The sequence below is a fragment of the Pandoraea sp. E26 genome, assembly GCF_000681415.1.
Classification (GTDB): domain Bacteria; phylum Pseudomonadota; class Gammaproteobacteria; order Burkholderiales; family Burkholderiaceae; genus Pandoraea; species Pandoraea pnomenusa.
On sequence record NZ_AYXJ01000009.1, the window covers coordinates 603999 to 628362 of the forward strand.

The 24364-nt window shown below is 63.9% G+C and carries 20 protein-coding genes and 4 tRNA genes; 13 read left to right on the forward strand and 11 right to left on the reverse strand.

Annotated elements, in window-relative coordinates; genetic code table 11:
- Window positions 1-310: 310 nt before the first annotated feature.
- The 3 genes from W930_RS0108170 to W930_RS0108180 are packed head-to-tail and all read left to right on the forward strand — an operon-like array spanning window position 311 to window position 2790.
- On the forward strand, window positions 311-1615 hold the full coding sequence (locus W930_RS0108170; RefSeq protein WP_023595493.1) for an O-acetylhomoserine aminocarboxypropyltransferase: 1305 nt from the start codon (window positions 311-313) through the stop codon (window positions 1613-1615).
- A complete protein-coding gene (locus tag W930_RS0108175) occupies window positions 1615-2430 on the forward strand; it encodes an alpha/beta fold hydrolase (protein WP_024788511.1) in 816 nt (271 codons plus the stop codon). The genes W930_RS0108170 and W930_RS0108175 overlap by 1 nt, the downstream gene beginning before the upstream one ends.
- Window positions 2431-2466: 36 nt before the next feature.
- Complete coding sequence (locus W930_RS0108180; RefSeq protein WP_023595491.1) at window positions 2467-2790, forward strand: DUF962 domain-containing protein; 324 nt, start codon at window positions 2467-2469, stop codon at window positions 2788-2790.
- On the opposite strand, the gene W930_RS26635 is transcribed toward W930_RS0108180, so the two are convergent.
- Window positions 2787-4106: a YihY family inner membrane protein gene (locus tag W930_RS26635; protein ID WP_023595490.1), complete on the reverse strand. Its 1320-nt coding sequence runs from the start codon at window positions 4104-4106 to the stop codon at window positions 2787-2789. The genes W930_RS0108180 and W930_RS26635 overlap by 4 nt on opposite strands.
- Window positions 4107-4365: 259 nt before the next feature.
- Here W930_RS26635 and wrbA point away from each other — a divergent pair, with 259 nt between their 5' ends.
- From wrbA to gudD, 9 genes are all read left to right on the forward strand, one after another.
- Entirely contained in the window at window positions 4366-4953 is a 588-nt protein-coding gene (gene wrbA, locus W930_RS0108190) for an NAD(P)H:quinone oxidoreductase (protein ID WP_023595489.1), read from the forward strand.
- Window positions 4954-5091: 138 nt separating this feature from the next.
- A complete protein-coding gene (locus W930_RS0108195; RefSeq protein ID WP_029753874.1) occupies window positions 5092-5508 on the forward strand; it encodes a DUF2069 domain-containing protein in 417 nt (138 codons plus the stop codon).
- A 69-nt stretch (window positions 5509-5577) separates the two neighbouring features.
- Entirely contained in the window at window positions 5578-6999 is a 1422-nt protein-coding gene (locus W930_RS0108200; protein ID WP_023871625.1) for an FAD-binding oxidoreductase, read from the forward strand.
- Window positions 7000-7636: 637 nt separating this feature from the next.
- Window positions 7637-8002 (forward strand): hypothetical protein, encoded by a 366-nt coding sequence (locus W930_RS0108205; RefSeq protein ID WP_023595486.1) that lies wholly within the window; start codon window positions 7637-7639, stop codon window positions 8000-8002.
- A gap of 195 nt (window positions 8003-8197) precedes the next feature.
- On the forward strand, window positions 8198-9049 hold the full coding sequence (locus W930_RS0108210; RefSeq protein ID WP_023595485.1) for a zinc-dependent peptidase: 852 nt from the start codon (window positions 8198-8200) through the stop codon (window positions 9047-9049).
- 150 nt (window positions 9050-9199) lie between these two features.
- A complete protein-coding gene (locus tag W930_RS0108215; RefSeq protein ID WP_023595484.1) occupies window positions 9200-9466 on the forward strand; it encodes a type B 50S ribosomal protein L31 in 267 nt (88 codons plus the stop codon).
- Window positions 9467-9771: 305 nt separating this feature from the next.
- Window positions 9772-11502: a glycosyltransferase family 39 protein gene (locus W930_RS0108220; protein ID WP_023595483.1), complete on the forward strand. Its 1731-nt coding sequence runs from the start codon at window positions 9772-9774 to the stop codon at window positions 11500-11502.
- Window positions 11503-11523: 21 nt separating this feature from the next.
- Window positions 11524-12873 carry an MATE family efflux transporter gene (locus W930_RS0108225; RefSeq protein WP_023871628.1) on the forward strand — a complete coding sequence of 450 codons (1350 nt, stop codon included), beginning with the start codon at window positions 11524-11526 and terminating at the stop codon, window positions 12871-12873.
- Window positions 12874-13151: 278 nt separating this feature from the next.
- Window positions 13152-14480: a glucarate dehydratase gene (gudD, locus tag W930_RS0108230; RefSeq protein ID WP_369798645.1), complete on the forward strand. Its 1329-nt coding sequence runs from the start codon at window positions 13152-13154 to the stop codon at window positions 14478-14480.
- Between the two features lie 252 nt (window positions 14481-14732).
- Here the strand turns inward: gudD and W930_RS0108235 are convergent.
- The 7 genes from W930_RS0108235 to W930_RS0108265 form a co-directional block, all read right to left on the reverse strand.
- Window positions 14733-14809 (reverse strand) — tRNA-Asp (locus tag W930_RS0108235).
- 99 nt (window positions 14810-14908) lie between these two features.
- Window positions 14909-14985, reverse strand: a tRNA-Asp gene (locus W930_RS0108240).
- Window positions 14986-15082: 97 nt separating this feature from the next.
- Window positions 15083-15158, reverse strand: a tRNA-Glu gene (locus tag W930_RS0108245).
- A 163-nt stretch (window positions 15159-15321) separates the two neighbouring features.
- Window positions 15322-15397: transfer RNA gene (locus W930_RS0108250), tRNA-Ala, on the reverse strand.
- Window positions 15398-15581: 184 nt separating this feature from the next.
- Entirely contained in the window at window positions 15582-17738 is a 2157-nt protein-coding gene (gene pnp / locus W930_RS0108255) for a polyribonucleotide nucleotidyltransferase (protein WP_023871630.1), read from the reverse strand.
- Window positions 17739-18041: 303 nt separating this feature from the next.
- Window positions 18042-18311, reverse strand: a complete 270-nt coding sequence (rpsO, locus tag W930_RS0108260) for a 30S ribosomal protein S15 (RefSeq protein ID WP_023595479.1) — start codon at window positions 18309-18311, stop codon at window positions 18042-18044.
- 269 nt (window positions 18312-18580) lie between these two features.
- Window positions 18581-19855, reverse strand: a complete 1275-nt coding sequence (locus W930_RS0108265) for a branched-chain amino acid ABC transporter substrate-binding protein (RefSeq protein ID WP_023871631.1) — start codon at window positions 19853-19855, stop codon at window positions 18581-18583.
- A 218-nt stretch (window positions 19856-20073) separates the two neighbouring features.
- On the opposite strand from W930_RS0108265, the gene W930_RS0108270 reads away from it, so the two are divergent.
- Complete coding sequence (locus W930_RS0108270; protein ID WP_024788512.1) at window positions 20074-20673, forward strand: hypothetical protein; 600 nt, start codon at window positions 20074-20076, stop codon at window positions 20671-20673.
- A 161-nt stretch (window positions 20674-20834) separates the two neighbouring features.
- On the opposite strand, the gene W930_RS0108275 is transcribed toward W930_RS0108270, so the two are convergent.
- The 3 genes from W930_RS0108275 to pssA all read right to left on the reverse strand — a co-directional run bounded on the left by W930_RS0108275 (window position 20835) and on the right by pssA (window position 24360).
- The gene (locus W930_RS0108275) at window positions 20835-22379 is read right to left on the reverse strand and encodes a 2-isopropylmalate synthase (RefSeq protein WP_023871633.1); all 1545 of its coding nucleotides are present in this window, start codon (window positions 22377-22379) and stop codon (window positions 20835-20837) included.
- Between the two features lie 417 nt (window positions 22380-22796).
- Complete coding sequence (gene lysM, locus W930_RS0108280; RefSeq protein WP_023595475.1) at window positions 22797-23282, reverse strand: peptidoglycan-binding protein LysM; 486 nt, start codon at window positions 23280-23282, stop codon at window positions 22797-22799.
- A 202-nt stretch (window positions 23283-23484) separates the two neighbouring features.
- Window positions 23485-24360: a CDP-diacylglycerol--serine O-phosphatidyltransferase gene (gene pssA, locus W930_RS0108285; RefSeq protein ID WP_023595474.1), complete on the reverse strand. Its 876-nt coding sequence runs from the start codon at window positions 24358-24360 to the stop codon at window positions 23485-23487.
- Window positions 24361-24364 lie beyond the last annotated feature (4 nt).

The following is a 24364-nucleotide window of genomic DNA, read 5'->3' on the forward strand; positions in this document are numbered from 1 at the left end:
CGGCGCGAACGCCGCTGTCTCCGTATAAATAATGGTTGGAACCTGTTCAATGGATGCTATCGGAAAGCGTCTGAAAAGGAAAGGCAATTGGCGCGCACATGACCGTGCGACGCGGGTTCTCGGCCAATGCCGAGCCATCGATCGGACATCGCCGCATGCGTGGCATCGGACAACACCGCAATTTCCCTGATCCAAGCCGCAAAGCGTGCCGCCGCCGACGAAGGGGATGCTAGGATTGCCGTATACGTAAAGTCCACGTCAGCCGTCAACGTCAGGTCAACGTCAAGCCAACCGCGAGGTCCTCTTCGACATGTCCGTACCGCACTTCGACACGCTCGCCCTGCACGCCGGGGCCGCGCCCGACCCCGCCACGGGGGCGCGCGCCACGCCGATCTACCAGACCACCTCCTTCGTCTTCTCCGATGCCGATCAGGCTGCGGCGCTGTTCAATATGGAGCGCGCCGGCCATGTCTACTCGCGTATCTCGAATCCGACCAACGCGGTGTTCGAGGAGCGCATGGCCGCGCTGGAGAACGGGGTCGGCGCCATTTCGACGGCCAGCGGGCAAGCGGCGCTGCACCTGGCCATCGCCACGCTGATGGGTGCGGGATCGCACATCGTGGCATCGAGCGCGCTGTACGGCGGCTCGCACAACCTGTTGCACTACACGATGCGGCGCTTCGGCATCGAGACCACGTTCGTGCGCCCCGGCGACATCGATGGCTGGCGCGCCGCCGTGCGCCCGCAGACCCGGTTGCTCTTCGGCGAGACCCTCGGCAATCCGGGCCTCGATGTCCTGGATATCCCACGCGTCGCACAGATCGCTCACGACGCCGGCGTGCCATTGCTGGTCGACAGCACCTTCACCACACCATGGCTCATCCGGCCGTTCGATCATGGCGCCGACCTGGTCTACCATTCGGCCACCAAGTTTCTGGGCGGTCACGGCACCACGATCGGCGGCGTGCTGGTCGACGGCGGCACCTTCGATTTCGACAAAAGCGGCAAGTTTCCCGAACTGACGCAACCATACGACGGCTTTCACGGCATGGTTTTCGCCGAAGAGAACTCCGTCGCTCCGTTCCTGCTGCGCGCGCGACGGGAGGGTCTGCGCGATTTCGGCGCCTGCCTGCATCCGCAGGCGGCCTGGCAACTGCTGCAAGGCGTCGAGACGCTGCCGTTGCGAATGGCGCGGCACGTCGAAAATGCCCGTCGTGTCGTGGAATTCCTTGCCGGCCACGACGCGGTGGCGAGCGTGGCCTACCCGGAGTTGCCATCGCATCCGGATTACGCGCTCGCCAAGCAATTGTTGCCGCGCGGTGCGGGCGCCGTGTTCAGCTTCGACCTGAAGGGCGATCGCGAAGCCGGACGGCGTTTCATCGAGTCGCTGCAGCTGTTCTCGCATCTCGCCAACGTTGGCGACGCACGCTCGCTCGTGATTCATCCCGCCTCGACCACGCACTTCCGCATGGACACCGCGGCGTTGGCGGCGGCGGGCATCGGTGAGGGCACGGTACGGCTGTCGATCGGCCTTGAAGACCCCGACGACCTGATTCAGGATCTGAAACGTGGCCTGAAGGCGGCCGTCAAATCCGCTTCCCGGGGGCAAGCCTGATGAACTTGGAGATCGCGGGAAACGACGTCTACGCCTACACGGCAGGCAAACCGATCCAGCCCGAACAACCCACCGTGGTGTTCCTGCATGGAGCACAGCACGATCACAGCGTCTGGGGGCTACAGAGCCGGTATCTCGCCAATCACGGCATGAACGTGCTCGCGCTGGATCTGCCCGGGCACCACCGAAGCACCGGCGCGCCCTTGCGCACGATCGGCGAGATGGCCGATCACGTCGTGGCCGTCCTCGATGCGGTCGGCATTCGCGAGGCCACCTGGGTGGGGCACAGCATGGGATCGTTGGTTGCGCTCGACGCCGCCGCCCGACATCCGGCGCGGGTGACGCGCATCGCCCTGGTGGGCACGGCGTATCCGATGAAAGTGTCCGATGCGTTGCTCGAAGCTGCCGCGCAGCGGGAGCCCGAGGCCATCGCGCTCGTCAACGCCTGGTCGCACAGCACACTGGCCGCCAAGCCGTCGGCGCCGGGGCCCGGCTTCTGGACCTGGGGCGGCAATCAGCGGTTGATGGAACGCGTCGCGCAACGCAATCCGGCGAAAGTCTTCCTCACCGACTTCGAGGCTTGCAATCGCTACGATCAAGGCGCCAACGCCGCCGCGCGCGTAACGTGCCCAGTGCTTGCCGTGCTGGGCAAACGCGACCAGATGACGCCCCCACGCGCCGCGCAGGGGCTGCTCGACGCGCTACGCGCGGCTGGCGCGGCGGTGAGCGTCACCGTCGTCGACGCCGGGCACGCCATCATGACCGAACAGCCCGACGCCCTGCTCGATGCGCTCAGGCAATTCGTGCGACACTGAACGCGTCGCCCTCACCATGAAGCGAGGAGGTTCGCCATGCGAAATACGCACGACAGCGCACCGGCGTTTCACCGGTTCGCGGACTTCTATCCGTTCTATCTCGGCGAGCATCGCAATCCCGTCTGCCGCCGCCTGCACTTCGCCGGTTCGTGGGGCGTGATCGCCTTTGTCGTGGCATTCGCCGTGACCGGCAATATGGGGTGGCTGCCCGCCGCCATCGTGTGCGGCTACGGATTCGCCTGGATCGGGCACTTCTTCTTCGAGAAGAACCGCCCCGCCACCTTTCGTCACCCGCTCTACAGCCTGATGGGCGACTGGGTCATGTTTCGGGACATCTGCCTCGGGCGAATCAAGCTTTAGCGCCCCGCGTTACTGGCGCCGCGCATGCCGTTCGCCGCATCGACACGGCCGTCGCCACATTGCCCAGTGGCGTCATCGGCCCCGATGTCGCAAGGAAGCGCGTCGGCGAGCGGCACGTCCCAATTGCCCTCGCGAAGCATCGCCGCCACGTGCGCGCCATCGAGCGCATGGCGCTCCAGTTGCCGCGCCAATTCGTCGACATTGAGCGCCAGTTGCGCGACCAGTGGTGCCAGCGTGGTCTTGCGCGGGTTCGCCAGCAGCAGCCAGCGCTCGGCAGGCGGTTGCATCGACAGCCTGCCCACCCAGCTCATCCGCTCGAGACGCGTGAGCAGGTCGTTGGCGTGCTCGAGACTGGTGCGCATGGCCCGCGCGAGCTGCTGGGTCGTGAGCCCTCCGCGGCCCGCTTCACGGTCCTGATTGAGCAGGTAGATGAGCGTCAGGCCGTCGAGCAGGTCGCTGCCGGGAAAGCGCGGATACTGAAAATGTCCCAGGCGCAAGGCCGGCAGCACCGATGTAATCGTGGCGCCGAGCAGTGCCACCAGCCACGACAGATACACCCACAGCAGAAAAATCGGCACCGCGGCAAATGCGCCATACACCGCCGTGTAGGTCGGGAACCGGCGAATGTACATGCCGAAGCCGCGCTTGGTCAGATCGAACGCGATCGCGGCGACGATGCCGCCCACGAGCGCGTCGCGCCACTCCACCTTGCAATTCGGCATGTACACATACATCAGCATGAACGCCACACTTGTGAGTGCCGGTGGGATCAGACTGAGCAGAGAAGCCACCGCGGGCGGCATGGTGCTCACCAGCGACATCGACTGCGTGAAGATATACGAACTGATCGACAGACTCACGCCGAACAGCAGCGGCCCCAACGTGAGCAGACTCCAGTAGATGATCAGTCGCTGCGCGAGCGGACGTGGTCGCGGCACCCGCCAGATCACATTGAACGCCGACTCGATCGTCATCAACGTAAGTACGGCCGTCACCAGCAAACCGACCAGACCGAACGCCGTCAGTCCCGTCGCCTTCGAGGCGAACTGGTTCAGGTATTTGAAAATCTGCGCGTTGACGCTCTCGGGCATCAGGTGCTCGAGCAGGAACCCCTGCAGCGCGTCGCGAAACGAATTGAAGATCGGGAAGGCCGTGAACAGCGCAAAGGTCACGGCAAACAGCGGCACGATCGACAGGATCGAGGTAAACGTGAGACTCCCCGCCACTTGCGGAATCCGGTCGTCCTGCGCCCGCGCCAACGCGTATCGCAGCAGTTGTCGAACGTTGTTCCAGTTGACACGGGGTACCTTGGGCAAATCGGGCTCCTCAAAGAAAACGGCGACGCACAACCGGCCGGAGCACAGGGCGACAACAGAGGGTGAGGGGTCGCAAGACCGGTCGGGATACCGGACCGGAGATCACTCGCTGCGCCCGATCCGTTACCGCACCGGGAACGCCCTATAATACCCGCACTTTTTGTTCGCTTTTCACTCAAGCCCCAGGTTTACGGGCGGTTTACCGGCACGCCAGCCAGCTCGCGCGCGCGGCCTGCCACGGCGCGGCCCAATCGACTTCATGACCGAAATCCTCGTCCTGTACTACAGCCGCCACGGCACCACGGCACAACTTGCGCAGTGTATCGCCGCCGGCATCGACAGCGTGCCCGGCGCTCAGGCACGGGTGCGCACCGTTCCTGCCGTATCGACCGTCTGCGAGGCCGCCGCGCCGGACATTCCCGACAGCGGGCCGCCGTATGTGGAATTGCGCGATCTGGAAGAATGCGCCGGACTCGCCCTGGGCTCGCCCACGCGCTTCGGCAACATGGCCGCCGCGCTGAAGTACTTCCTCGACGGCACAACGCCGCAATGGCTCTCCGGCGCGCTTTCGGGCAAACCGGCCTGCGTATTCACCTCCAGCGCAAGTTTGCATGGAGGTCAGGAGAGCACCTTGCTCTCGATGATGATTCCGCTGCTGCATCACGGCATGCTGCTCATGGGATTGCCGTACACCGAACCGGCGCTCTCGAGCACCCGCACCGGCGGCTCCCCCTATGGCGCCACGCACTTCGCACACGATGGCAACCCGCTGTCCGCGGACGAACGTCAACTGGCGTCGGCGCTGGGTGCGCGACTCGCACGCGCCGCCTGCAAGCTGGCAGAATGAGGACGTGCGCCTGACGCTTGCGGCGAGGCGCGAAGCCGCATGTCCGATCAAGAGCCCGGCATGGCCGACATGCCGCCCCGGCGCAATACGCGCTATCAGCGCCGCAGCGCCGGCCCACGAGACCCATCCATGACTGTCATGCCGCCCGACCCGACCACAAGTCCATCAGCGACGAGCGTATCGTCGGGCGCCTCGCCATTGCTGCGCCGGATCAGCATCGCGAGCCTGCTGGCATTGATCGCATTGTCCGTCGCATGGGAGCTGTGGCTCGCGCCGCTGCGCCCAGGGGGATCGTGGCTGGTGCTCAAGGCCCTGCTATTGCTGCTGCCGCTGCGCGGCGTGCTGCGAGGCGACCTGTATACGCTCCAGTGGTCGAGCATGTTCATTCTGCTTTTCCTCGCCGAAGGCGTGGTGCGCGGCATGTCCGACACCGGAGCGTCCGCCACGCTCGCGTGGATCGAAACGGCGCTGTGCGTGATTTTCTTTTTCGCGACCGTCTTTTACCTGCGCCCCTTCAAGCGCGCGGCAAAGGCACGTGCCGCCGTCACCCGATAGCCCTTACGCGATGTTCACCACACGCCTTTCCGCGCCCTCGCGTGACATTTGCGCAACGCCCCGCCTGTCATGAACGACGCTCGCCTGCTCACGGCCTGTCGCGACCTGCTCGGCCGCGACCATGTGCTGACCGACACCGCGGACACCGTGGCTTATCTGACCGATCAACGCAAACGCTACACCGGACGCGCACTGGCGGTCGTTCGCCCCGCGAACGCCGAACAGGTTGCCGCCATCGTCAGGTTGTGCCACATGCATCGCGTGCCCATGGTGCCGCAAGGGGGCAATACCGGCCTCGTCGGCGGCGCGACCCCCGACGACAGCGGCCGCCAGATCGTGATCAGCCTGCGCCGCCTCGACCGCATTCGCGAGGTCGACGCCGCAAACATGACGCTGACTGCCGAAGCCGGTTGCCTGCTCGCCAACGTCCAGGCCGCGGCGGCCGCGGTGCAGCGGCTTTTCCCGCTGAGCCTGGCCGCCGAAGGCAGTTGCACGATCGGCGGCAACCTCGCCACGAACGCGGGCGGCACCGCCGTGCTGCGTTACGGCAACGCGCGCGAGCTGTGTCTCGGGCTGGAAGTCGTCACGCCGCAAGGTGAACTGTGGGACGGCCTGCGCGGGCTGCGCAAGGACAACACCGGTTACGATCTGCGAGACCTGTTCGTTGGCGCGGAGGGCACGCTCGGGCTGATCACCGCCGCGACGCTCAAACTCTTCGCGCAACCCGCCGCCCGTACGACAGCGCTCGCCGCGCTCGATAGCCCGGCGCAGGCGCTGGCCTTGCTCAATCTGGCGCAGCGCATGGCCGGACCGTTGCTTACCGGCTTCGAGTTGATGTCCGACTTCTGCCTGCAACTCGTGGCGCAGGTCTTCCCTCAGCAGCGTTATCCTTTCGCGCAATCGCATCCCCAGGCCGTGCTGCTCGAACTCTCCGACATCGAGGACGAAACCCATGCCCGCGACCTGTTGGAGCGCTTGCTCAACGCCGCCGCGGACGACGGCATCGTGCGCGACGCCATTGTCGCGAACAGTCTCGCCCAATCGAATGCGCTCTGGCATTTGCGAGAGAGCATCCCGCTCGCGCAGTCGGCCACCGGGCTCAACATCAAGCACGACATCGCCGTGCCCGTGTCACAGGTTCCGGCCTTTCTCGACGCGACCGATCCGATCGTGCAGCGCATCGCGCCCGGCGCGCGCATGGTCACCTTCGGCCATCTTGGCGACGGGAATCTGCATTACAACGTGATGGCGCCGCCCGGGGTCGATCCCGCACGCTTCCTGGATCAGTATCAGGCCTCGGTGAGCGCCGCCGTCCATGACAGCGTGCATGCGCATCGCGGCACGATCAGCGCCGAACACGGCCTCGGACAATACAAGCGCGACGCATCGGCGCACTACAAGTCGGCCGTCGAAATGGCGTTGATGCGCCGGCTGAAAGCGGCGTTCGATCCAGATGGGCTCATGAATCCCGGCAAGGTGCTGCCGGATTGAGTCCGCGCCGGGGCCCAGCGGACAATCACGCGGCGCGGGCGCCCTCGATCACGCATCAAAAATCGCAATATCGATTCAAAATCCGCCGAAATACCATCGAGATTGCGACAAATGACTGCAAAATCCCCTCATTTGCTTTACAGATGCGTGACAACCCTCTAAAATCACGTCTTTCTCATCACGACGGAGTTTTCCGTGGGCAGTTGCTCTAGTAGCACGCAAGCGTCGGCAATGACCGGCGAGGCGTTGGCCCGGTAACCCGCAGTCGTCTCCGACTGCCGCTGCCGGGCTCGACACCGCAGTGGTAGTGCACCGATCGCATTGACGGACCGACCGGGAGGTCGGCCCCAGCAGCAACGGCGATCCCGTATTTCCCGCACCCCTGACCGCAGTTCACCGTTTGCCGGATATGTCCGCATGTCCGGCAAGGGGCACGCTTGGCGAGTCTGTAGCGGGCCGACATCGCATCGTCGGCCCGACCTGCAAGCTCGCGAAGCTTGCCAACGCTTGCGTCGATTTCATGCATCGCATAGCGCCACGCGTCGCCTTGTCATGCCGCACCGCGACAGCGTTGGCGCGCCATGCCTCGCCATGCCCCGGCAGTCGCCGTCTCAGGCCCTTGAATCAGGAGGACACCATGACGCTGCAAATGCTCATCCCCACACTGCTCGATCGCGCACGCGCCCGGCTCGCGCCGACTTCCGCGACCACCGGCCCCGCGAGTGCCGCGTCGCCGCAGTACCGCCTCGTGGTGCTGGCGCTCACCTCGAAGGCCCAGGCCATCGACGCCCAAGTACGGCATAAGCTCCGCAGCGAGAGACTCACCCCCGGGCACACCAGCCGCACCGAGCGTTCGGGCGGCTACCTGCTCGAGCTCGAATATGTACTGCGCTGCGAACGCAGCCGTCGCGCGGCACTCGTGCGCCTCGTCTCGATGCTCGGCGACACGCCAGGTGTTCGCGCCGTTCGCTGGGAAACGGCGCCGGAGCTCGTACCGCGCTGAACGCTCACTGTCGCGCGCGCCCCGGCCCCGTGCCGACGCCGTCACGGCACAGTCCGCGGCAGTGCAAGGCAACGCGATCTTTGCGGCACTCCGCACGCCGCTAAATTAGAATCGAGGCGCCATCGGCGTGACATCGGCTCGCGGCCCCCTCGCCGCACGACGCCACGCCATCACGCAACTTCGGCTCCTCCCGCCATGCTCAAGACTCTGCTTGCTCGCCTGAAGCTCTCGCCCAGCCGCCCGGAAATCGACGATGCCATATGGCAGGAAGTGGTGGCGGCCCTGCCGTTTCTGGCACGCCGCAGCGCCGCCGATCTCGACAAGTTGCGTCATCTGGCGACCGACTTCCTCGCCAGCAAGCACTTCTCCACCGCGCACGACCTGGTGCTGACCGAAGCCATGTGCGTTTCGGTCGCCGCTCAAGCCTGCCTGCCGATTCTTCATCTGCCAAGCGCCCTTTATCGCGGATGGACCGGCATCGTGCTCTATCCGGGCGAATTCCTGATTCGCAAGACGGTGCAGGACGACGCGGGCGTGGTTCACGACGTCGAACAGGAGGCGAGCGGCGAAGCCTGGGAAGGCGGCCCCGTGCTGCTCTCATGGCAAGACGTGCAAGCGAGCGACGTGCTCGCGTACAACGTGGTGATTCACGAATTCGTCCACAAGATCGACATGGAAGGCGGCGAAGCGGACGGCGTGCCGCCGATGCTGCGCCGCCTGCATGGCGACCTCACGACGCAAGCATGGTGCGACGTGTTCGACCCGGCCTACGAAGCGTTCTGCCACCATGTGGCGAACGTACCGGACGATCGCTGGGAGGCGTTTTGCGCAACGTCGCTCCTAGACCCCTATGCGACGGAACACGAGTCGGAGTTTTTCGCCGTGTGTGCCGAGGCTTTTTTTGTGGCACCGGAAGCGTTTCGCGACGAATACCCGGCCCTGTACACTCTGTTTTCGCGCTACTTCCTGCAAGATCCGGCCGCCCCGGCCGACGGCGGCGGCGGGGTGCCGGGCACGTCGGCGCCGCGCCCCGGCGCAACCCCATGAAAACTTTGCGAAAGTCGTTGTTTTCATGGCATAATGCGCGTTTTACTCACCCGGAAAGTGGTTGGCGCCTTCCCGGTCGCAAGACGGCGACGGCGTTAGCGGGCCAAGGGGCTCGCGCAGACTGGCTACCGATCTAACCCAAGGTACATCATGAAAGAAGGCATCCACCCGGTTTACCGCGAAGTCCTGTTCCGCGACATGACGCCCGGCGTCGACTTCGAGTTCATCACCCGCTCGACGATCCAGACCAAGGAAACGGCCGAGAAGGATGGCAAGACCTATCCGCTCGTGAAGATGGATACGTCGTCGGCTTCGCACAACTTCTACACGGGCGAGCAGCGCATCATGGACACGGCCGGCCGTGTCGACAAGTTCCGTCAGAAGTTCGGCAATCGCGCCGGCGGCAAGATCGCCTGAGTTTCACCGGCGACGCGCCAGACAACGCCGTGCCGGGCCCGAGCAGTCAGCGGGCCACAAGGCATGCGGAACACCTCCGCGGCGTTGCGAAAGGCATTGGAAAGGGGCAGCTAAGGCTGCCCTTTTTTCTTGGGTCTGGCCTGCGCCGAAATGCCGGTTACTGTCATACTGTCGGCTTTCGCAGTACGCCCGAGTTTTCCCTTGGGCGCACCCTGAGCATCACCCAGGCTTCACCCTCGGGCCGGTTCCGGCTCTTCTCCTGAGTTTTCCCATCCGGCCGGTGCGCCGGGCTTGCCGTATCGCCTATGAAACGAGTTCGCATCACTGCCTCCGCCACCAGCGCGCTGCCCCGCTCGCTGCTCATCGCCATTTGCGTCATCTATGTGCTGGCGGGGTTGTTCGGTCGCGACCCGTGGAAAAACGAGGATGCAGCGGGCTTCGGCGTGATGTGGACGATGGCGCACGGCCACCTGTCGGACTGGCTGCTGCCCAACATCGCCGGCAAACCCATTTATGACAGCGGGCCGCTGGTCTCGTGGCTCGGAGCGCTCGCCATTCGCGCCTTCTCGTGGCTCGACGCACCCGACGCCGCTCGCGTCGTCACCGGCCTTTGCTTTTACGCGACCTGCACCTTCATCTGGTACGGCACGTACTTGCTGGGCCGTCGGCCCGAAGTCCAGCCGTTCAAGTATGCCTTCGGCGGCGAACCCGAGCCGCGCGACTACGGACGTACCCTCGCCGACGGCGCCCTGCTGATTCTGCTTGCCTGCTTCGGCCTGGCCGAACGCGGCCACGAAACGACGTCCACCGTCGGTCAGCTCACGTTGATTTCCATGGCCATCTACGGTCTGGTGCGCAGTCTCGACAAGCCGCGCCAGGGCGCCATGTGGTTCGGTCTTGCCCTCGGCGGGATGGCGCTCGCCTCGTCGCCAATGATGGTGCTCTCGCTATGGATTGCCGGCATCGCTGCGGCAATCGTGTGTCGCCAGTTGCCGCTGCGCATGCTGCTGCTGGTGGCCACGCCCGTCGCACTGCTCATCGCCTGCACCTGGCCGCTCGCCGCGTTGAAACTGGCCGATGGCGCGCGGCAATGGCTCGGCGAGTGGGCGGACATCGGCGTCGATACGTTCAGCGGCCCATCGCTCGCGTCGCTGAGCTATATCGCGAAAAACCTCGCGCTGTTCGCCTGGCCGGCGTGGCCGCTGGCCGCCTGGTCCCTGTACTCATGGCGCGGTATGCGACGCGCTCCACACATCGCGATCGCACTGGCCTTCGCCATCGTGATACTGGTGCTGATCGTGCTTCAGGCGCATCAGGGCAACCAGCTCTTCATGCTCGCGCTACCGGCATTGTCGATCATCGCCGCCTTTGGCCTGCCCACGCTCAAACGCGGCACGGTCAACGCCATCGACTGGTTTGCCGTGTTGTCCTTTACCGTGCTGGCCGGCTTCGTCTGGATCGTGTGGCTCGCCGGCATTACCGGATTTCCGGCGTCCACGGCGCGTAACCTGCGTCGCCTGGTGCCGGGCTTTCAGCCCGAGTTCAGTTGGATCACGCTGATAAGTGCGCTGATCGTGACCGGCGCCTGGGTCGCATTGGTGGCCTGGCGCGTGTCGCGCAGCCCCAAGGTGCTGTGGCGCAGCGTCGTGCTGTCCTCGGGAGGCACCACGCTCATGTGGGTGCTGCTCATGACGCTGTGGCTGCCGGTCGTGAACTACGGTCGGACGTATCGCGACGTTGCCGCACAGATCGCCGCGCATCTTCCCGCCGATTACACATGCATTCGCACTGCGCGCGTGGGCGATGCACAGCTGGCGTCGTTCGCCTACTTCGGCAAGATGCACTTCGGCTCGGCCGACGACGACTGCGACGTTCTGTTACGCCAGGACTCGCAAGATTACAGCGAACCGCTCTCGCTCGCACCTTACGAGTGGCGCCAATTGTGGGAAGGCCGCCGTGCGGCCGACCGCGACGAGCGCTTCCGTCTCTACGTGCTGCAGGAGCGTCCGTGGCGTCGTGCCGCGCGGCCACGCTGACCGGAGCCGATGCGCGACAGCATGTGGCATGACATCAAACGCATTGCCGGGCTGGCCTGGCCGGTGCTGGTCGGCCAACTGGCGGTCATCGCCTTTGGCGTGATCGACACCGCGATGGTGGGGCGCGCCTCAGCATTCGATCTCGCATCGCTCGCACTCGGCGGCTCCATTTATATTTCCGTGTACGTCGGGCTGATGGGCATTCTCGTGGCGCTCTCGCCGATCGTCGCGCAGCTGTTCGGCGGCGGCGCGCGCGACGCCATCGGCGAGGAAGTGCGTCAGGGCTTCTGGCTGGCCCTGTTCCTCGCGGTGCCGGGTGTACTCATCCTGTCGCATCCGCAGTTCATTCTGCAGCTCTCCGAGGCGACCCCGCAACTCGAGGCGAGAGCGAGCGCGTATCTGCAGACGCTCGCCTTCGGCCTGCCCGCGGCGCTGCTCTTTCGACTGTATTCCTCGCTGTCGACGGCGGTCGGTCTGCCGCGCATCGTCATGGCGATTCAGGTGACGGGGCTTGCGCTGAAAATCCCTCTGAACCTCGCGCTGATCTACGGCGTCGGGCGCCTGGGCATTCCGGCGCTCGGCAGTACCGGTTGCGCCATTGCCACGACTTCCATCAATTGGGTGTCATGCGCACTGGGACTCACGCTCATGGCGCGTCACGCCAAGCTCCGCGAGTTCGGCATCTTCGCGCGATTCTGCTGGCCGAACTGGCATGCCATTCGCGCTCTGCTCAAGCTCGGCGTGCCGATGGGGCTGAGCTACCTGATCGAGGTGACGGCGTTCTCGTTCATGGCGATCTTCATTGCACGCCTGGGCGACGTTACGCTCGCCGGACATCAGATTGCCGCAAACCTCGGTGCGCTCATGTATATGCTGCCGATGTCGATCGGCATTGCGACCTCGACGCTCACCGCCCAGGCGATCGGCTCGCGCGACTTTACGCTGGCTCGCCGGGTCGGACGCAGGGGCGTGGAGTTTGCCGGCATGTTGGGCGTGCTACTCGCAACGCTCATGTGGATCGGCCGCCCGTTGATCCTGGCGGCGTACACCGCCGACCCGCTCGTGGCCGCCGTCACGACCCCGCTGCTCGCGATCGTTGCCCTGTATCACGTGTTCGATGCGCTGCAAGTGACCGCGGTCTTCGTGCTCCGCGCGTGGAAGGTCGCCGTGGTGCCCACGGTTATCTACGCGCTGTCGCTCTGGGGCGTTGGCCTGGGTGGCGGCTATGTATTGGGTTTCGATGTCGGCGGAATGTCGCCGGCATGGCTTCACGGCGCCGCCGGCTTCTGGTTCGCGAACAGTGCGAGCCTGGGTGTCGCCGCCCTCGGTCTGCTCCTTTACCTGCGCTGGGTCGTACGCATCAAAGGCTGACGACGCAGGATCCAGCGCCGAGACCTCGACGGTCAGTCAGCAACCAAACCACCTTTCCATCTCAACGAGCCGCACGTTGTACGACAACACATGGAAACATGTGCCGGCATTCAGATGGTGCGACATCAGGATCTTATCGCCGTCTTCCCGCATTAAATCTCAGGGAAATCGGGTATACCCCCAAAGGCAGTCTCAACAGCATTCCCTAGAATGTTGTCTGACGACATACAACAAATGTATCACTGTCATCGACCTTCATGCCCGCTCTCACATCCACCATGAGCCGAACCCCCATCGTTACCGATCTTCGCGTCATTCCCGTTGCCGGCCGCGACAGCATGTTGCTGAACCTGAGCGGCGCCCATGGACCGTTCTTCACTCGCAATCTCGTCATTCTGCAAGACAGTGCGGGCCACACGGGGGTTGGCGAAGTCCCCGGCGGCGAAGCGATACGCCAGACAATCGACGATTCGCGTCCTTATGTCGTCGGTCAGTCGATCGCCAATATTCAGGCCATTCTCGGCCAGACACGGCGCGTTTTCGCCGACCGCGACGCTGCGGGTCGCGGCCTGCAGACCTTTGACCTTCGCACGACGATTCATGCCGTTACGGCACTGGAAGCCGCCCTTCTCGACCTGCTCGGGCAACATCTCGAAGTGCCGGTTGCCGCGCTGCTGGGCGACGGGCAACAGCGCAGCGAAGTCGCGATGCTCGGCTATCTGTTCTTCATTGGCGATCGCCATGCCAGCGATCTCCCTTACGCAGACAATCGCATGGCGCGCGACGACTGGGAGCGAGTGCGCACGGAAGTCGCGATGACACCTGATGCCGTCGTGCGGCTGGCGGAGGCCGCACACGCGCGTTACGGGTTCCAGGACTTCAAGCTCAAGGGCGGCGTGCTCGAAGGCGATGCCGAGATCGAAGCGGTGACTTCGCTCGCCAAACGCTTCCCGAAGGCGCGCGTGACGCTCGATCCGAATGGCGCATGGTCACTTTCCGAGGCAGTGCGTCTGTGTCGCGACAAGCACGATGTGCTGGCTTATGCCGAAGACCCATGCGGCGCAGAGAACGGCTATTCGGGCCGCGAAGTGATGGCGGAATTCCGTCGCATCACCGGGCTGCCGACGGCTACCAACATGATCGCAACGGATTGGCGTCAGATGGGCCACGCGATTCAGCTGCAATCCGTCGACATCCCGCTGGCCGATCCGCATTTCTGGACAATGCAGGGCTCGGTGCGAGTCGCGCAAATGTGCCATGACTGGGGCCTGACCTGGGGATCGCACTCGAACAACCACTTCGACGTCTCGCTCGCCATGTTTACGCACGTCGCCGCGGCGGCGCCGGGCAAGATCACCGCGATCGACACACACTGGATCTGGCAGGATGGACAGCGCCTCACCAAAGATCCGTTGCAGATCATCGACGGCAACGTCAGGGTACCGACCGCACCTGGACTCGGCGTTAGCCTTGATATGGAGGCGGTTCAGGCGGCACACGCACTGTACCTCGAGCACGGATTGGGGGCTCGGGACGACAGCGTTGCGATGCAATCGATCATTCCGAACTGGAAATTCGACCCGAAACGACCGTGTCTGGTCCGCTGAAAAGCACCGCCAGGAAGGATCTCGATACGAGAATTCGCTGCCCGGGCCCTTCACGGCATCCCGATGCGTCAATTTTGCGCGTTCAGTGGGATCAGCGCGAAAATTCCGCGCTCGACCTTGCGAGCGGATGGAAGCGGGAAAATTTGCTTCTCAAATATTCGAAAGCCGTTGATCGGGCCTTCGACAGCGGGGGCATGAAGAGAACAGCGGAGATAAAAAAAAGCCCAGGCGTTAGCCTGGGCTTTCTTCGTTTGGCGGAGCGGACGGGGCTCGAACCCGCGACCCCCGGCGTGACAGGCCGGTATTCTAACCAACTGAACTACCGCTCCAAACTTGCTACAGCATCACGAGGTCAATCGCTTTGCTTTCCTGCTTTTCGCTCGGCATTGCAGCATTTTCACGCGCAAATCACCGAACTTCGAAGGTTTTGGCGGAGCGGACGGGGCTCGAACCCGCGACCCCCGGCGTGACAGGCCGGTATTCTAACCAACTGAACTACCGCTCCAAAACCGACAAAAAAACCCGCCTGACTTTCAGCGGGCTTTACGCCACAAACTGCTGGCATTTTCAAACTGATACCGACTCGCTACCGGCACCAATTCTGGCGTCCCCTAGGGGATTCGAACCCCTGTACTCACCGTGAAAGGGTGATGTCCTAGGCCTCTAGACGAAGGGGACAAAATCGTCAAAACTTTGTCTGTTTCGCTTTACTGCATTTCGCGAAGAACGCTATTCTAAACAACATTTCTTCGCTTGTGAAGCTTTATTTTCAAGTTTTTCGCATCGTTTTTGCAAGAATCTTGCTGTTTCGATGCGCTTGAATATCAAGCTTCCGAATCCGTGGTGGAGGTAAGCGGGATCGAACCGCTGACCTCTTGCATGCCATGCAAGCGCTCTCCCAGCTGAGCTATACCCCCCGAACAGAGAAATGAGATTCTAATGACAATCCCTTTTCCTGTAAATACCTCACCCGCATTTTTTCCGCATTATTTTGCGAATCCGTGCGAAAGATGAAAAAAACGGCGGCTCGCGAGAGCCGCCGTCTTCCTTACAAGGCGACGCGCGTTAGCGCGCCGCCTCGTGACCTGCCGACAACCGGAATTACTGGGCGTCGCCTTCGCGCTTGACCAGCGCGGGACCACCCTGCTTTTCCTCTTCCGTGAGCGCCTTGTGCGACAGACGCAGACGACCCTTGTCGTCCTGCTGGATCACCTTCACGCGCACCGACTGGCCTTCCTTGAGGTACTCGTTGATGTCCTTGATACGCTCGTTGGCGATTTCGGAGATGTGCAGCAGACCGTCCTTGCCCGGCAGGACCGACACGATCGCACCGAACTCGAGCAGCTTGAGCACGGTACCGTCGTACACCTGACCCACTTCGACTTCCACGGTGATCAACTCGATGCGACGCTTCGCTTCCGCGATCCCTTCCGCGCTCGGGCTGGCAATGGTGACCACGCCGTCGTCCGAAATGTCGATGCTGGTACCCGTCTCTTCCGTCAGCGCGCGGATCACCGAACCACCCTTGCCGATCACATCGCGGATCTTCTCGGGGTTGATCTTGATCGTGACCATGCGCGGCGCGAATTCCGACAGCTCCGTACGCACGCCCGACTGCGCTTCGGTCATCTTGGCGAGGATGTGCAGGCGGCCTTCCTTGGCTTGCGCCAGCGCGACCTGCATGATTTCCTTCGTGATGCCCTGGATCTTGATGTCCATCTGCAGCGCGGTCACGCCATTCGACGTGCCGGCCACCTTGAAGTCCATGTCGCCCAGGTGATCTTCGTCGCCGAGAATATCGGTGAGCACGGCGAACTTGTTGCCCTCGAGGATCAGGCCCATGGCAATACCGGCGACCGGCGAGGTCATCGGCACACCGGCATCCATCATGGCGAGGCTGCCGCCGCAAACCGAAGCCATCGACGACGAGCCGTTCGACTCGGTGATCTCCGACACGACGCGCACGGTATAACCGAAATCGTCGGCGCTCGGCAGGCAAGCCACGAGCGCGCGCTTGGCCAGACGGCCGTGACCGATTTCACGACGCTTGGGCGAACCCACACGTCCGGTCTCGCCCGTCGAGAACGGCGGGAAGTTGTAGTGCAGCATGAAGCGATCACGATATTCGCCATGCAGCGCGTCGATAATCTGCTCGTCGCTCTTGGTGCCCAGCGTGGCCACCACGAGCGCCTGCGTTTCGCCACGCGTGAACAGGGCCGAGCCGTGCGCACGCGGCAGCACGCCGGTGCGAATCGTGATCGGACGCACGGTGCGCGTGTCGCGGCCGTCGATACGCGGCTCGCCCGCGAGGATCTGGCTGCGCACGATCTTCGATTCCAGATCGAACAGGATGTTGCCCACGTCGATGTCGTCCGGCGCCGCTTCGCCCTTGGCGCTCGCGGCTTCGCCCAGCTTGGCGATGACGTCGCTGGTCACGGCGCGCAGCTGTTGCGTGCGTGCCTGCTTTTCACGGGTTTGGTAAGCGGCGCGCAGCGGGCCTTCTGCCAGCGCGGCCACCTGGGCGATCAGGGCTTCGTTCTTGGCGGCCGGAGCCCAATCCCACTCGGCCTTGCCGCCGTCGCGCACGAGGTCGTGAATGGCGTTGATGGCCGTTTGCATTTGTTCGTGACCGAACACCACGGCGCCCAGCATCACGTCTTCCGGCAGTTCCTGCGCTTCCGACTCCACCATCAGCACGGCTTGCTCCGTACCGGCGACGACCAGATCGAGCTTCGACTTGGCGATCTGGTCACGCGACGGGTTGAGCACGTACTGGCTGTCGACATACGCCACGCGCGCGGCACCGACCGGGCCGTTGAACGGCAGACCCGAGATGGCCAGTGCGGCCGATGCGCCGATCAGGGCCGGAATGTCGGCCGGCACTTCCGGGTTCAGCGAGACGACCTGCACCACGACCTGAACTTCGTTGTAGAAGCCTTCCGGGAAGAGCGGGCGGATCGGACGGTCGATCAGGCGCGACGTCAGCGTTTCGTTTTCCGACGGACGGCCTTCACGCTTGAAGAAGCCACCCGGGATCTTGCCGGCGGCGTAAGTCTTTTCCAGGTAGTCGACCGTCAGCGGGAAGAAATCCTGACCCGGCTTGGCATTCTTGGCGCCAACGACCGTGGCGAGCACGACGGTATCGTCCATGTCGACGAGCACGGCGCCCGAGGCCTGGCGAGCAATCTCACCGGTCTCCATGCGAACCGTGTTCTGTCCCCATTGGAAAGACTTCACGACTTTATTGAACATTTGCACTCCTATATCGAATCGCGCGAATGCAGCAGCGGCGCGATATCGCTGCCGGGGTGATCCCGACGCCTCACAGGGGGGAGTGTTATGCCATTCCAGCGTTGCTCGGCCGACTGCCGTGCATGTCTGATGCGACCCTGGAATGACACAAGCCCTGCTTGCCGACGAGGCCCCGTAAACCGGGAACCCGGCACTTCGCCAGGTTGATCGTCCGAAAGACGCGTCGTTCGCGTCGAATCCGGCACCGCCCAAAAACAAAATGCCTGCATCAGCACGCTGATACAGGCATCTCGTCGTAATCGCAATCGCTTACTTACGCAGGCCCAGCTTCTCGATCAGGGCGCGGTAGCGGTCCGCATCCTTGCCCTTGAGGTAGTCGAGCAGCTTACGGCGACGGCTCACCATGCGCAGCAGACCGCGGCGGCTGTGGTGATCCTTCATGTGGGCCTTGAAGTGCGGGGTCAGTTCGTTGATGCGCGTGGTGAGCAGCGCAACCTGAACTTCGGGGGAGCCGGTGTCATTGGCGGTGCGGGCGAATTGCGCCACGACGTCCGACTTCTTGATATCTGCGTTCGACATTGTCTTTCCTTTGAATACACGCGGTCACGGAAGAATGGCCGTGCCGTGAACTTACAAAAACATGTGCAACGAGGTCGCACATAAACAAAACTGCAAGTGCGCGATTATACGGGAGTCGACGTCGCGACGCCACATTTTTCCGCGCTTTGCCTTGACCGGCGGGGCCGGCAGGCCTGCCGGCGCGCCAAGATTCGCCAAACATCCGGAACAATCGAGTCAAATTCGCCGAATTACTCCGAAAATTGCGACAAATCGACGTTTACTGCCCGTCAGCGCTGGCGCGCCATCCGACACGTGCTCGGCAACGCGACCTTGCTCGCGGGCAGTTCCATGACGGTCTTGAATCCGTAGCCGGAACCCTCGTTGTCGAATTTCACCCCCGGTTCGCCGGCGCGGCGCATCACCGATACGTACAGCGGCTCGATCATCTGATGATCGTTTGCGCGCATCCAGGCGTCGGCGGGCGCCTCGCGAATCCGCCGATTCTCCAGCGCACGCGCCACCGTCGTCACGTCGATCGTGCCCGCCTGCTCCAGCGCCGCGGAGATCATGTCGATCATCACGCTCATGCGAAGCAGTGCGTAATCGTCGCGCGCGTCGGGATATCGGGCACGGAAGGCCTTGTAGAACGCATCGGACGCTTCGCCTCCCACGTTCGGATGCCACTCGGCGACCGCATATACCCGCCCCACGCCCGCGTCACCCAGCGCCGCCGGGGCGCCAAGCGCATTGCCGTAGAACGTATAGAACTTGAGCTCCATGCCCTGCTCGCGCGCGGCCTTGACCAGCAGTGTCAGGTCGTTGCCCCAGCTTCCCGTGACCACCGTGTCGGCGCCGGCCGCGCGGATGCGCGCGAGGTAGGGCGTAAAGTCCTTCACGCGACCGACCGGGCTGAACTGCTCACCGACGATCTGCACGTCCGGCCGCTTCGCGCCGATCATCTCGCGCGCCAGCCCCGCAACCTGCCGGCCAAAGCTGTAGTCCTGATTGAGCAGGTACACCTTCTGAATGCTGGCGTCTTCCTTGATGGCCTCGGTCAGCGCCTGCATGCGCATGGCGGCGTTGGCATCGAACGCGAAGTGCCAGAAGCTGCACTGTTCGTTGGTCAGCGCGGTATCGACCGCCGAATAGTTGAAGAACAGCATGCGCTGTCCGGGTTCGCGGGCGTTGCGCTTGTTGATGGCGTCGATCAGCGCGGAAGCCACGGCCGAGCTGTTGCCTTGCAACACGAACGGGATGCCGAGGTCGCCCGCCGCCTTGAGTTGCACCAGACTGTCCTCCACGCCGCCCTTGCTGTCGAAGACCGTCAATTCGAGCGGATGGGCGCCGTCGCGCAGTTTCACGCCGCCGCGCGCATTCACGCGGTCGATGGCGAAGCGCAGGTTCCGCTCGACCATGGCGCCGGCATTGCCGAACGGGCCGCTCATGCCCTCGATCAGCGCGAAGCGGATCGGCGGCGCGGCCTGTGCCAGGCCGGACACCGCCAGCAGACCGACGGCGCACAGCATCGCGCACGAGCGCGCCAGCAAGACTTGAACTTTCATCGAGACCCCAGTAACTCTCTCGGCGCGCATCATAACGCCCCACTCCCCACGCGGCAAGCCGACGCGCCCCGCGACGACCCGGGCGGCGGTATGCTATCGGCATGGCGCGCCAACGCCCCAAGCCCTCGTGCCTGCGCCCCGAAAGCGCTCGGCACCCCGGGGCGAGGCGCGTCGGCAATCCGCTTCCCACGAACCTCCCCCATCATGCGAGGCCACCCATGACGCATCCTCTCCGGGCACCTGCGAACGTCGCCGAAGCGATCGCGTTGCCGCGCCGCTCTCGCACCGCCCACCTCGCGCGCTACGCCGCGACCGCCATGGTGGCGCGCTGGCTGGCGACGGGCGCCCTCGCGGCGTCGCTCACCGCGTGCATCACGCCGACCTGGCAGCAACTCACGCCCAACATGTCACAGGCCGACGTGCAGGCACGACTCGGCAAACCGCCGGAAGTCTATCCGCTGACACCGGGCGTGACCCGCTGGCTGTATCCGACCAAGCCTTTCGGGGAGGAAACGATTGCCGCCGACTTCGACGCCCAGGGTCACCTGCTGGGCACCGCCCAGGTGCTCTCCACGGAAGAATTCAACAAGGCCCTGGTCGACAAATGGACGAAAACCGACGTGCTCCATCACTACGGCGAGCCGGTCGAGACCAGCGCGTTTGCGCGCATGCATCGTGACGTCTGGACATATCGCTACAAGCAGGACGGTGCCTGGTTCTCGATGATGAACTTCTACTTCGACCCTGAAGGCGTGCTCAGGACCATGCAGGTGAGCCCCGACCCACTGCACGAGCGGCGCGACAACACGCTGTTCTGACACTCACGGGCGGCTGCGCCCACCCTGCGCCGCCCAATGCGAAACGCCCGCATCCCGGACTCCGGGATGCGGGCGTTTTTCCCACGTCGGCATTCACGACACCGCGACTGCATCTACTGCTCCGACTGAGGCCGATCGCGGCGTACAGGCGGCCCCGGACATTACGGCGTGAGTTGCGGGTTGAGCTTCTCGGCCTTGGAATAGAGCTTGTTGAGCGCCGACAGATAGGCCTTGGCCGACGCCGCGACGATGTCCGGGTCGGTGCCCACGCCGTTCACGATCCGGCCCGACTTCGACAGCCGCACCGTCACTTCGCCCTGCGACTGCGTGCCGGTCGTGATGGCATTGACCGAGTACAGCAATTGCTCGGCGCCGCTTTGCACCTGGGATTCGATGGCATTGAGCACCGCGTCGACGGGTCCGTTGCCCTCGGCCTCGCCGACGAGTTCCTTGCCTTGCGCGGTAAACACCACGCGCGCGCTCGGACGCTCGCCCGTTTCGGAGTGCTGGGCCATCGACACGAGGTAGAAGTGCTCGTTGCCTTCGGCCTGCGCCTCGTTCGACACGATGGCCAGAATGTCCTCGTCGAAAATCTCGGCCTTCTGGTCGGCCAATTCCTTGAAACGGGTGAACGCGGCGTTCACGTCCTGCTCCGACTCCATCTCGATGCCCAGCTCCTGCAGCCGCTGCTTGAACGCGTTACGGCCCGAGAGCTTGCCCAGCACGATCTTGTTGGCGGTCCAGCCCACGTCTTCCGCGCGCATGATCTCGTAGGTGTCGCGCGCCTTGAGCACGCCGTCCTGGTGGATGCCGGAGGCGTGCGCGAACGCGTTGGCGCCCACCACCGCCTTGTTCGGCTGCACATTGAACCCCGTGATTTGCGAGACGAGCTTCGATGCCGGCACGATCTGCGTGGTGTCGATGCCCAACTCCAGACCGAAGTAATCCTTGCGGGTCTTGAGCGCCATCACGACTTCCTCGAGCGCCGTGTTGCCCGCGCGCTCCCCCAGCCCGTTGATCGTGCACTCGATCTGGCGCGCGCCGCCCAGTTTCACGCCTGCCAGCGAGTTCGCCACGGCCATGCCGAGGTCGTTGTGGCAATGCACCGACCACACCGCCTTGTCCGAGTTCGGCACGCGCTCGCGCAGCGTTCGCACCAGTTGGCCGTAGAGTTCAGGCACGCCATAGCCGACCGTGTCGGCCACGTTGATGGTCGTCGCTCCCTCGCTGATCACGGCTTCGAGCACGCGGCACAGGAAGTCCAGATCGGAGCGGCTGCCGTCTTCCGGCGAGAACTCGATATTGTCGGTGAATTGACGCGCATAACGCACCGCGAGCTTCGCCTGCTCGAGCACCTGCTCCGGGCTCATGCGCAGCTTCTTCTCCATGTGCAGCGGCGAAGTGGCGATGAAGGTGTGGATTCGCGAGGAATTCGCGCCCTTCAGCGCTTCGGCGGCGCGCGCGATATCGCGGTCGTTGGCGCGTGCGAGCGAGCACACCGTGCTGTCCTTCACGATGCCGGCGATGGCCCGGATGGCCTCGAAGTCGCCGTTCGAGCTGGCCGCGAAACCCGCTTCGATAACGTCGACCCGCAGACGCTCCAGTTGACGGGCGATGCGGATCTTTTCATCGCGCGTCATCGACGCACCCGGCGACTGTTCGCCGTCGCGCAAGGTCGTATCGAAAATGATCAGCTTGTCGGCCATGACTCTCTCCTGTGGGGATCTCGTAAGGTTCGGATTGTTTTGAATGTCGGGAGGTCGGCGCATCCGCGGGCCCGCGATCGCCCCGCCCCTGACGACCGCCGTCCGCGCGCCACGTGACATCGCGGCAACATCGGCGCAATCGTCGAATGCGCAGGCAACTACCGGGAGGGGATCAGCGCGCGACGCGCGCAGGCATGGCCGGCCCGAAGGCGGAAATACGGCATGGCATTGGCGGTGCGAGAGGAAGGCCCGAAGCCGGGATGACGCCTCAAATCATGAGCGCCAATATAGTCCCAATCGGGTGTTTTCGCAACGCGGGCACGGGCCGCCGGCCCAATATCGACGGGCGCGCGAGGTCACATGAAACGAAACCGCCCGACACCGGGCCGGGCGGGCGACTGGCGCAATGTCGCGGGATCAGAGCGGCGGAATGCGCAGCTTCTGCCCGGGGTAGATCTTGTCCGGGCTGCTCAACATGGGCTTGTTCGCCTCGAAGATCACGTTGTACTTGTTCGCGTCGCCGTACTGCGCCTTCGAGATCGCCGATAGCGTGTCGCCCGAGGCGACCGTGTAATAGCGCGACTCGGGTTCGGCCGTCGAGACCGACATCTTGTCATCGACCTTCTCCACGCCCTTCACATTGCCCGCGCAAAGCAACGCCTTTTCCCTCGTGGCCTGATCCGCGGCCACGCCGAATACCGACACCGTGCGAGTCGCGCCATCGAACGTCACGGTCAGCCCGGTGATGTTCAGGTTTTGCGTGTTGATGTAGTTCTGAATGGCATCGGCCGCTTTCCGATTCGCCTCATCTGCGTCGGGGCCCGGGGCGGGCGGCTCGGCGGCTTCCGCCTTGCTGCCCAGGAGTGCCTGACCTGCTTCCTTCACGAAGTCCAGAATGCCCATGATTGCTCCTTGCTTACGTCGAACTGCCAAACTGCGGAAACGGCGCCGGTTCGGCCAGAGTCGCCACGGCGTGTCCGGGCCACGGGGGGATGCTGCGACTTACCCGCCTCAAGACTACAACATCTGCCTGCGGGGTCGCCTGACAACATTGACAGGCGCAGGTGACAAGGGGCGTACGCAGACGCCCCGTGCACTGATGCCGTTACTCGTCGACTTCGCCGAAGATCCGCTGTCGACGGCCCTTCAGGAAGCGGAATGCCCAGAGGACATATCCGGAAATGCTGTACAGGCAGAACATGCCGAACAGGACGAGCGGCGGATCGGACGACACCAGAATGAAGCCGACCATGAAGAGCAGCACCACGCCGAACGACACGCGCTGGCGCACGTCGAGCGCCTTGCCGCTGTAGAACGGTGCATTCGAGACCATCGACATGCCGGCGTAGATCGTGAGGCCAAAGGCGACCCAGGGCATCCAGAAAACGTTCACGGGCAACTTGTTGTCGATCGTGATCCAGACGAAGCCCGCCACCAGCGCCGCCGCCGCCGGGCTGGCCAGCCCCTGGAAGAAGCGCTTGTCGACCACGCCGATATTCGTATTGAAGCGCGCGAGCCGCAGCGCCGCGCCCGCCACGTAGACGAACGCGGCGAGCCAGCCCCACTTGCCGATCTCGTGCAGGATCCACTCGTACATCACCAACGCCGGCGCCACGCCGAAAGAGGTCATGTCGGAGAGCGAGTCGTATTGCTCGCCGAAGGCGCTCTGCGTGTTGGTCATGCGGGCGACACGTCCGTCCATGCCATCGAGCACCATCGCGAAAAAGATCGCGATCGCGGCCTGCTCGAAGCGGTCGTTCATCGCCTGAACGATCGCGAAGAAGCCGCAGAACAGGGCTGCCGTGGTAAAGGCATTCGGCAGCAGATAGATGCCGCGATTGCGCGGGCGCACCGGAAGTTCGTCCTCCAGATGCGGGTCTTGGTCTTCGTTCATCAATGGCTCAGAAGATGGCTTGTTGCGGCCGAACGGCGAGAGGTGCCTTACGTTGTTGCGCAAGCGGCCGCGATGGTTTTCCGGCATCAGT

Excerpts from the sequence above, each read along its gene's own strand:
- wrbA (WP_023595489.1), top strand. The coding sequence starts at position 4,366 with ATGACCGAAATCCTCGTCCTGTACTACAGCCGCCACGGCACCACGGCA.
- W930_RS0108210 (WP_023595485.1), top strand. The coding sequence starts at position 8,198 with ATGCTCAAGACTCTGCTTGCTCGCCTGAAGCTCTCGCCCAGCCGCCCG.
- W930_RS0108265 (WP_023871631.1), bottom strand. The coding sequence starts at position 19,855 with ATGAAAGTTCAAGTCTTGCTGGCGCGCTCGTGCGCGATGCTGTGCGCC.
- W930_RS0108205 (WP_023595486.1), top strand. The coding sequence starts at position 7,637 with ATGACGCTGCAAATGCTCATCCCCACACTGCTCGATCGCGCACGCGCC.
- W930_RS0108170 (WP_023595493.1), top strand. The coding sequence starts at position 311 with ATGTCCGTACCGCACTTCGACACGCTCGCCCTGCACGCCGGGGCCGCG.
- W930_RS0108175 (WP_024788511.1), top strand. The coding sequence starts at position 1,615 with ATGAACTTGGAGATCGCGGGAAACGACGTCTACGCCTACACGGCAGGC.
- W930_RS0108275 (WP_023871633.1), bottom strand. The coding sequence starts at position 22,379 with ATGGCCGACAAGCTGATCATTTTCGATACGACCTTGCGCGACGGCGAA.
- W930_RS0108200 (WP_023871625.1), top strand. The coding sequence starts at position 5,578 with ATGAACGACGCTCGCCTGCTCACGGCCTGTCGCGACCTGCTCGGCCGC.
- rpsO (WP_023595479.1), bottom strand. The coding sequence starts at position 18,311 with ATGTCGAACGCAGATATCAAGAAGTCGGACGTCGTGGCGCAATTCGCC.
- W930_RS0108215 (WP_023595484.1), top strand. The coding sequence starts at position 9,200 with ATGAAAGAAGGCATCCACCCGGTTTACCGCGAAGTCCTGTTCCGCGAC.
- pssA (WP_023595474.1), bottom strand. The coding sequence starts at position 24,360 with ATGCCGGAAAACCATCGCGGCCGCTTGCGCAACAACGTAAGGCACCTC.
- W930_RS0108270 (WP_024788512.1), top strand. The coding sequence starts at position 20,074 with ATGACGCATCCTCTCCGGGCACCTGCGAACGTCGCCGAAGCGATCGCG.
- lysM (WP_023595475.1), bottom strand. The coding sequence starts at position 23,282 with ATGGGCATTCTGGACTTCGTGAAGGAAGCAGGTCAGGCACTCCTGGGC.
- W930_RS0108195 (WP_029753874.1), top strand. The coding sequence starts at position 5,092 with ATGCCGCCCGACCCGACCACAAGTCCATCAGCGACGAGCGTATCGTCG.
- gudD (WP_369798645.1), top strand. The coding sequence starts at position 13,152 with ATGAGCCGAACCCCCATCGTTACCGATCTTCGCGTCATTCCCGTTGCC.
- W930_RS0108225 (WP_023871628.1), top strand. The coding sequence starts at position 11,524 with ATGTGGCATGACATCAAACGCATTGCCGGGCTGGCCTGGCCGGTGCTG.
- W930_RS0108220 (WP_023595483.1), top strand. The coding sequence starts at position 9,772 with ATGAAACGAGTTCGCATCACTGCCTCCGCCACCAGCGCGCTGCCCCGC.
- W930_RS0108180 (WP_023595491.1), top strand. The coding sequence starts at position 2,467 with ATGCGAAATACGCACGACAGCGCACCGGCGTTTCACCGGTTCGCGGAC.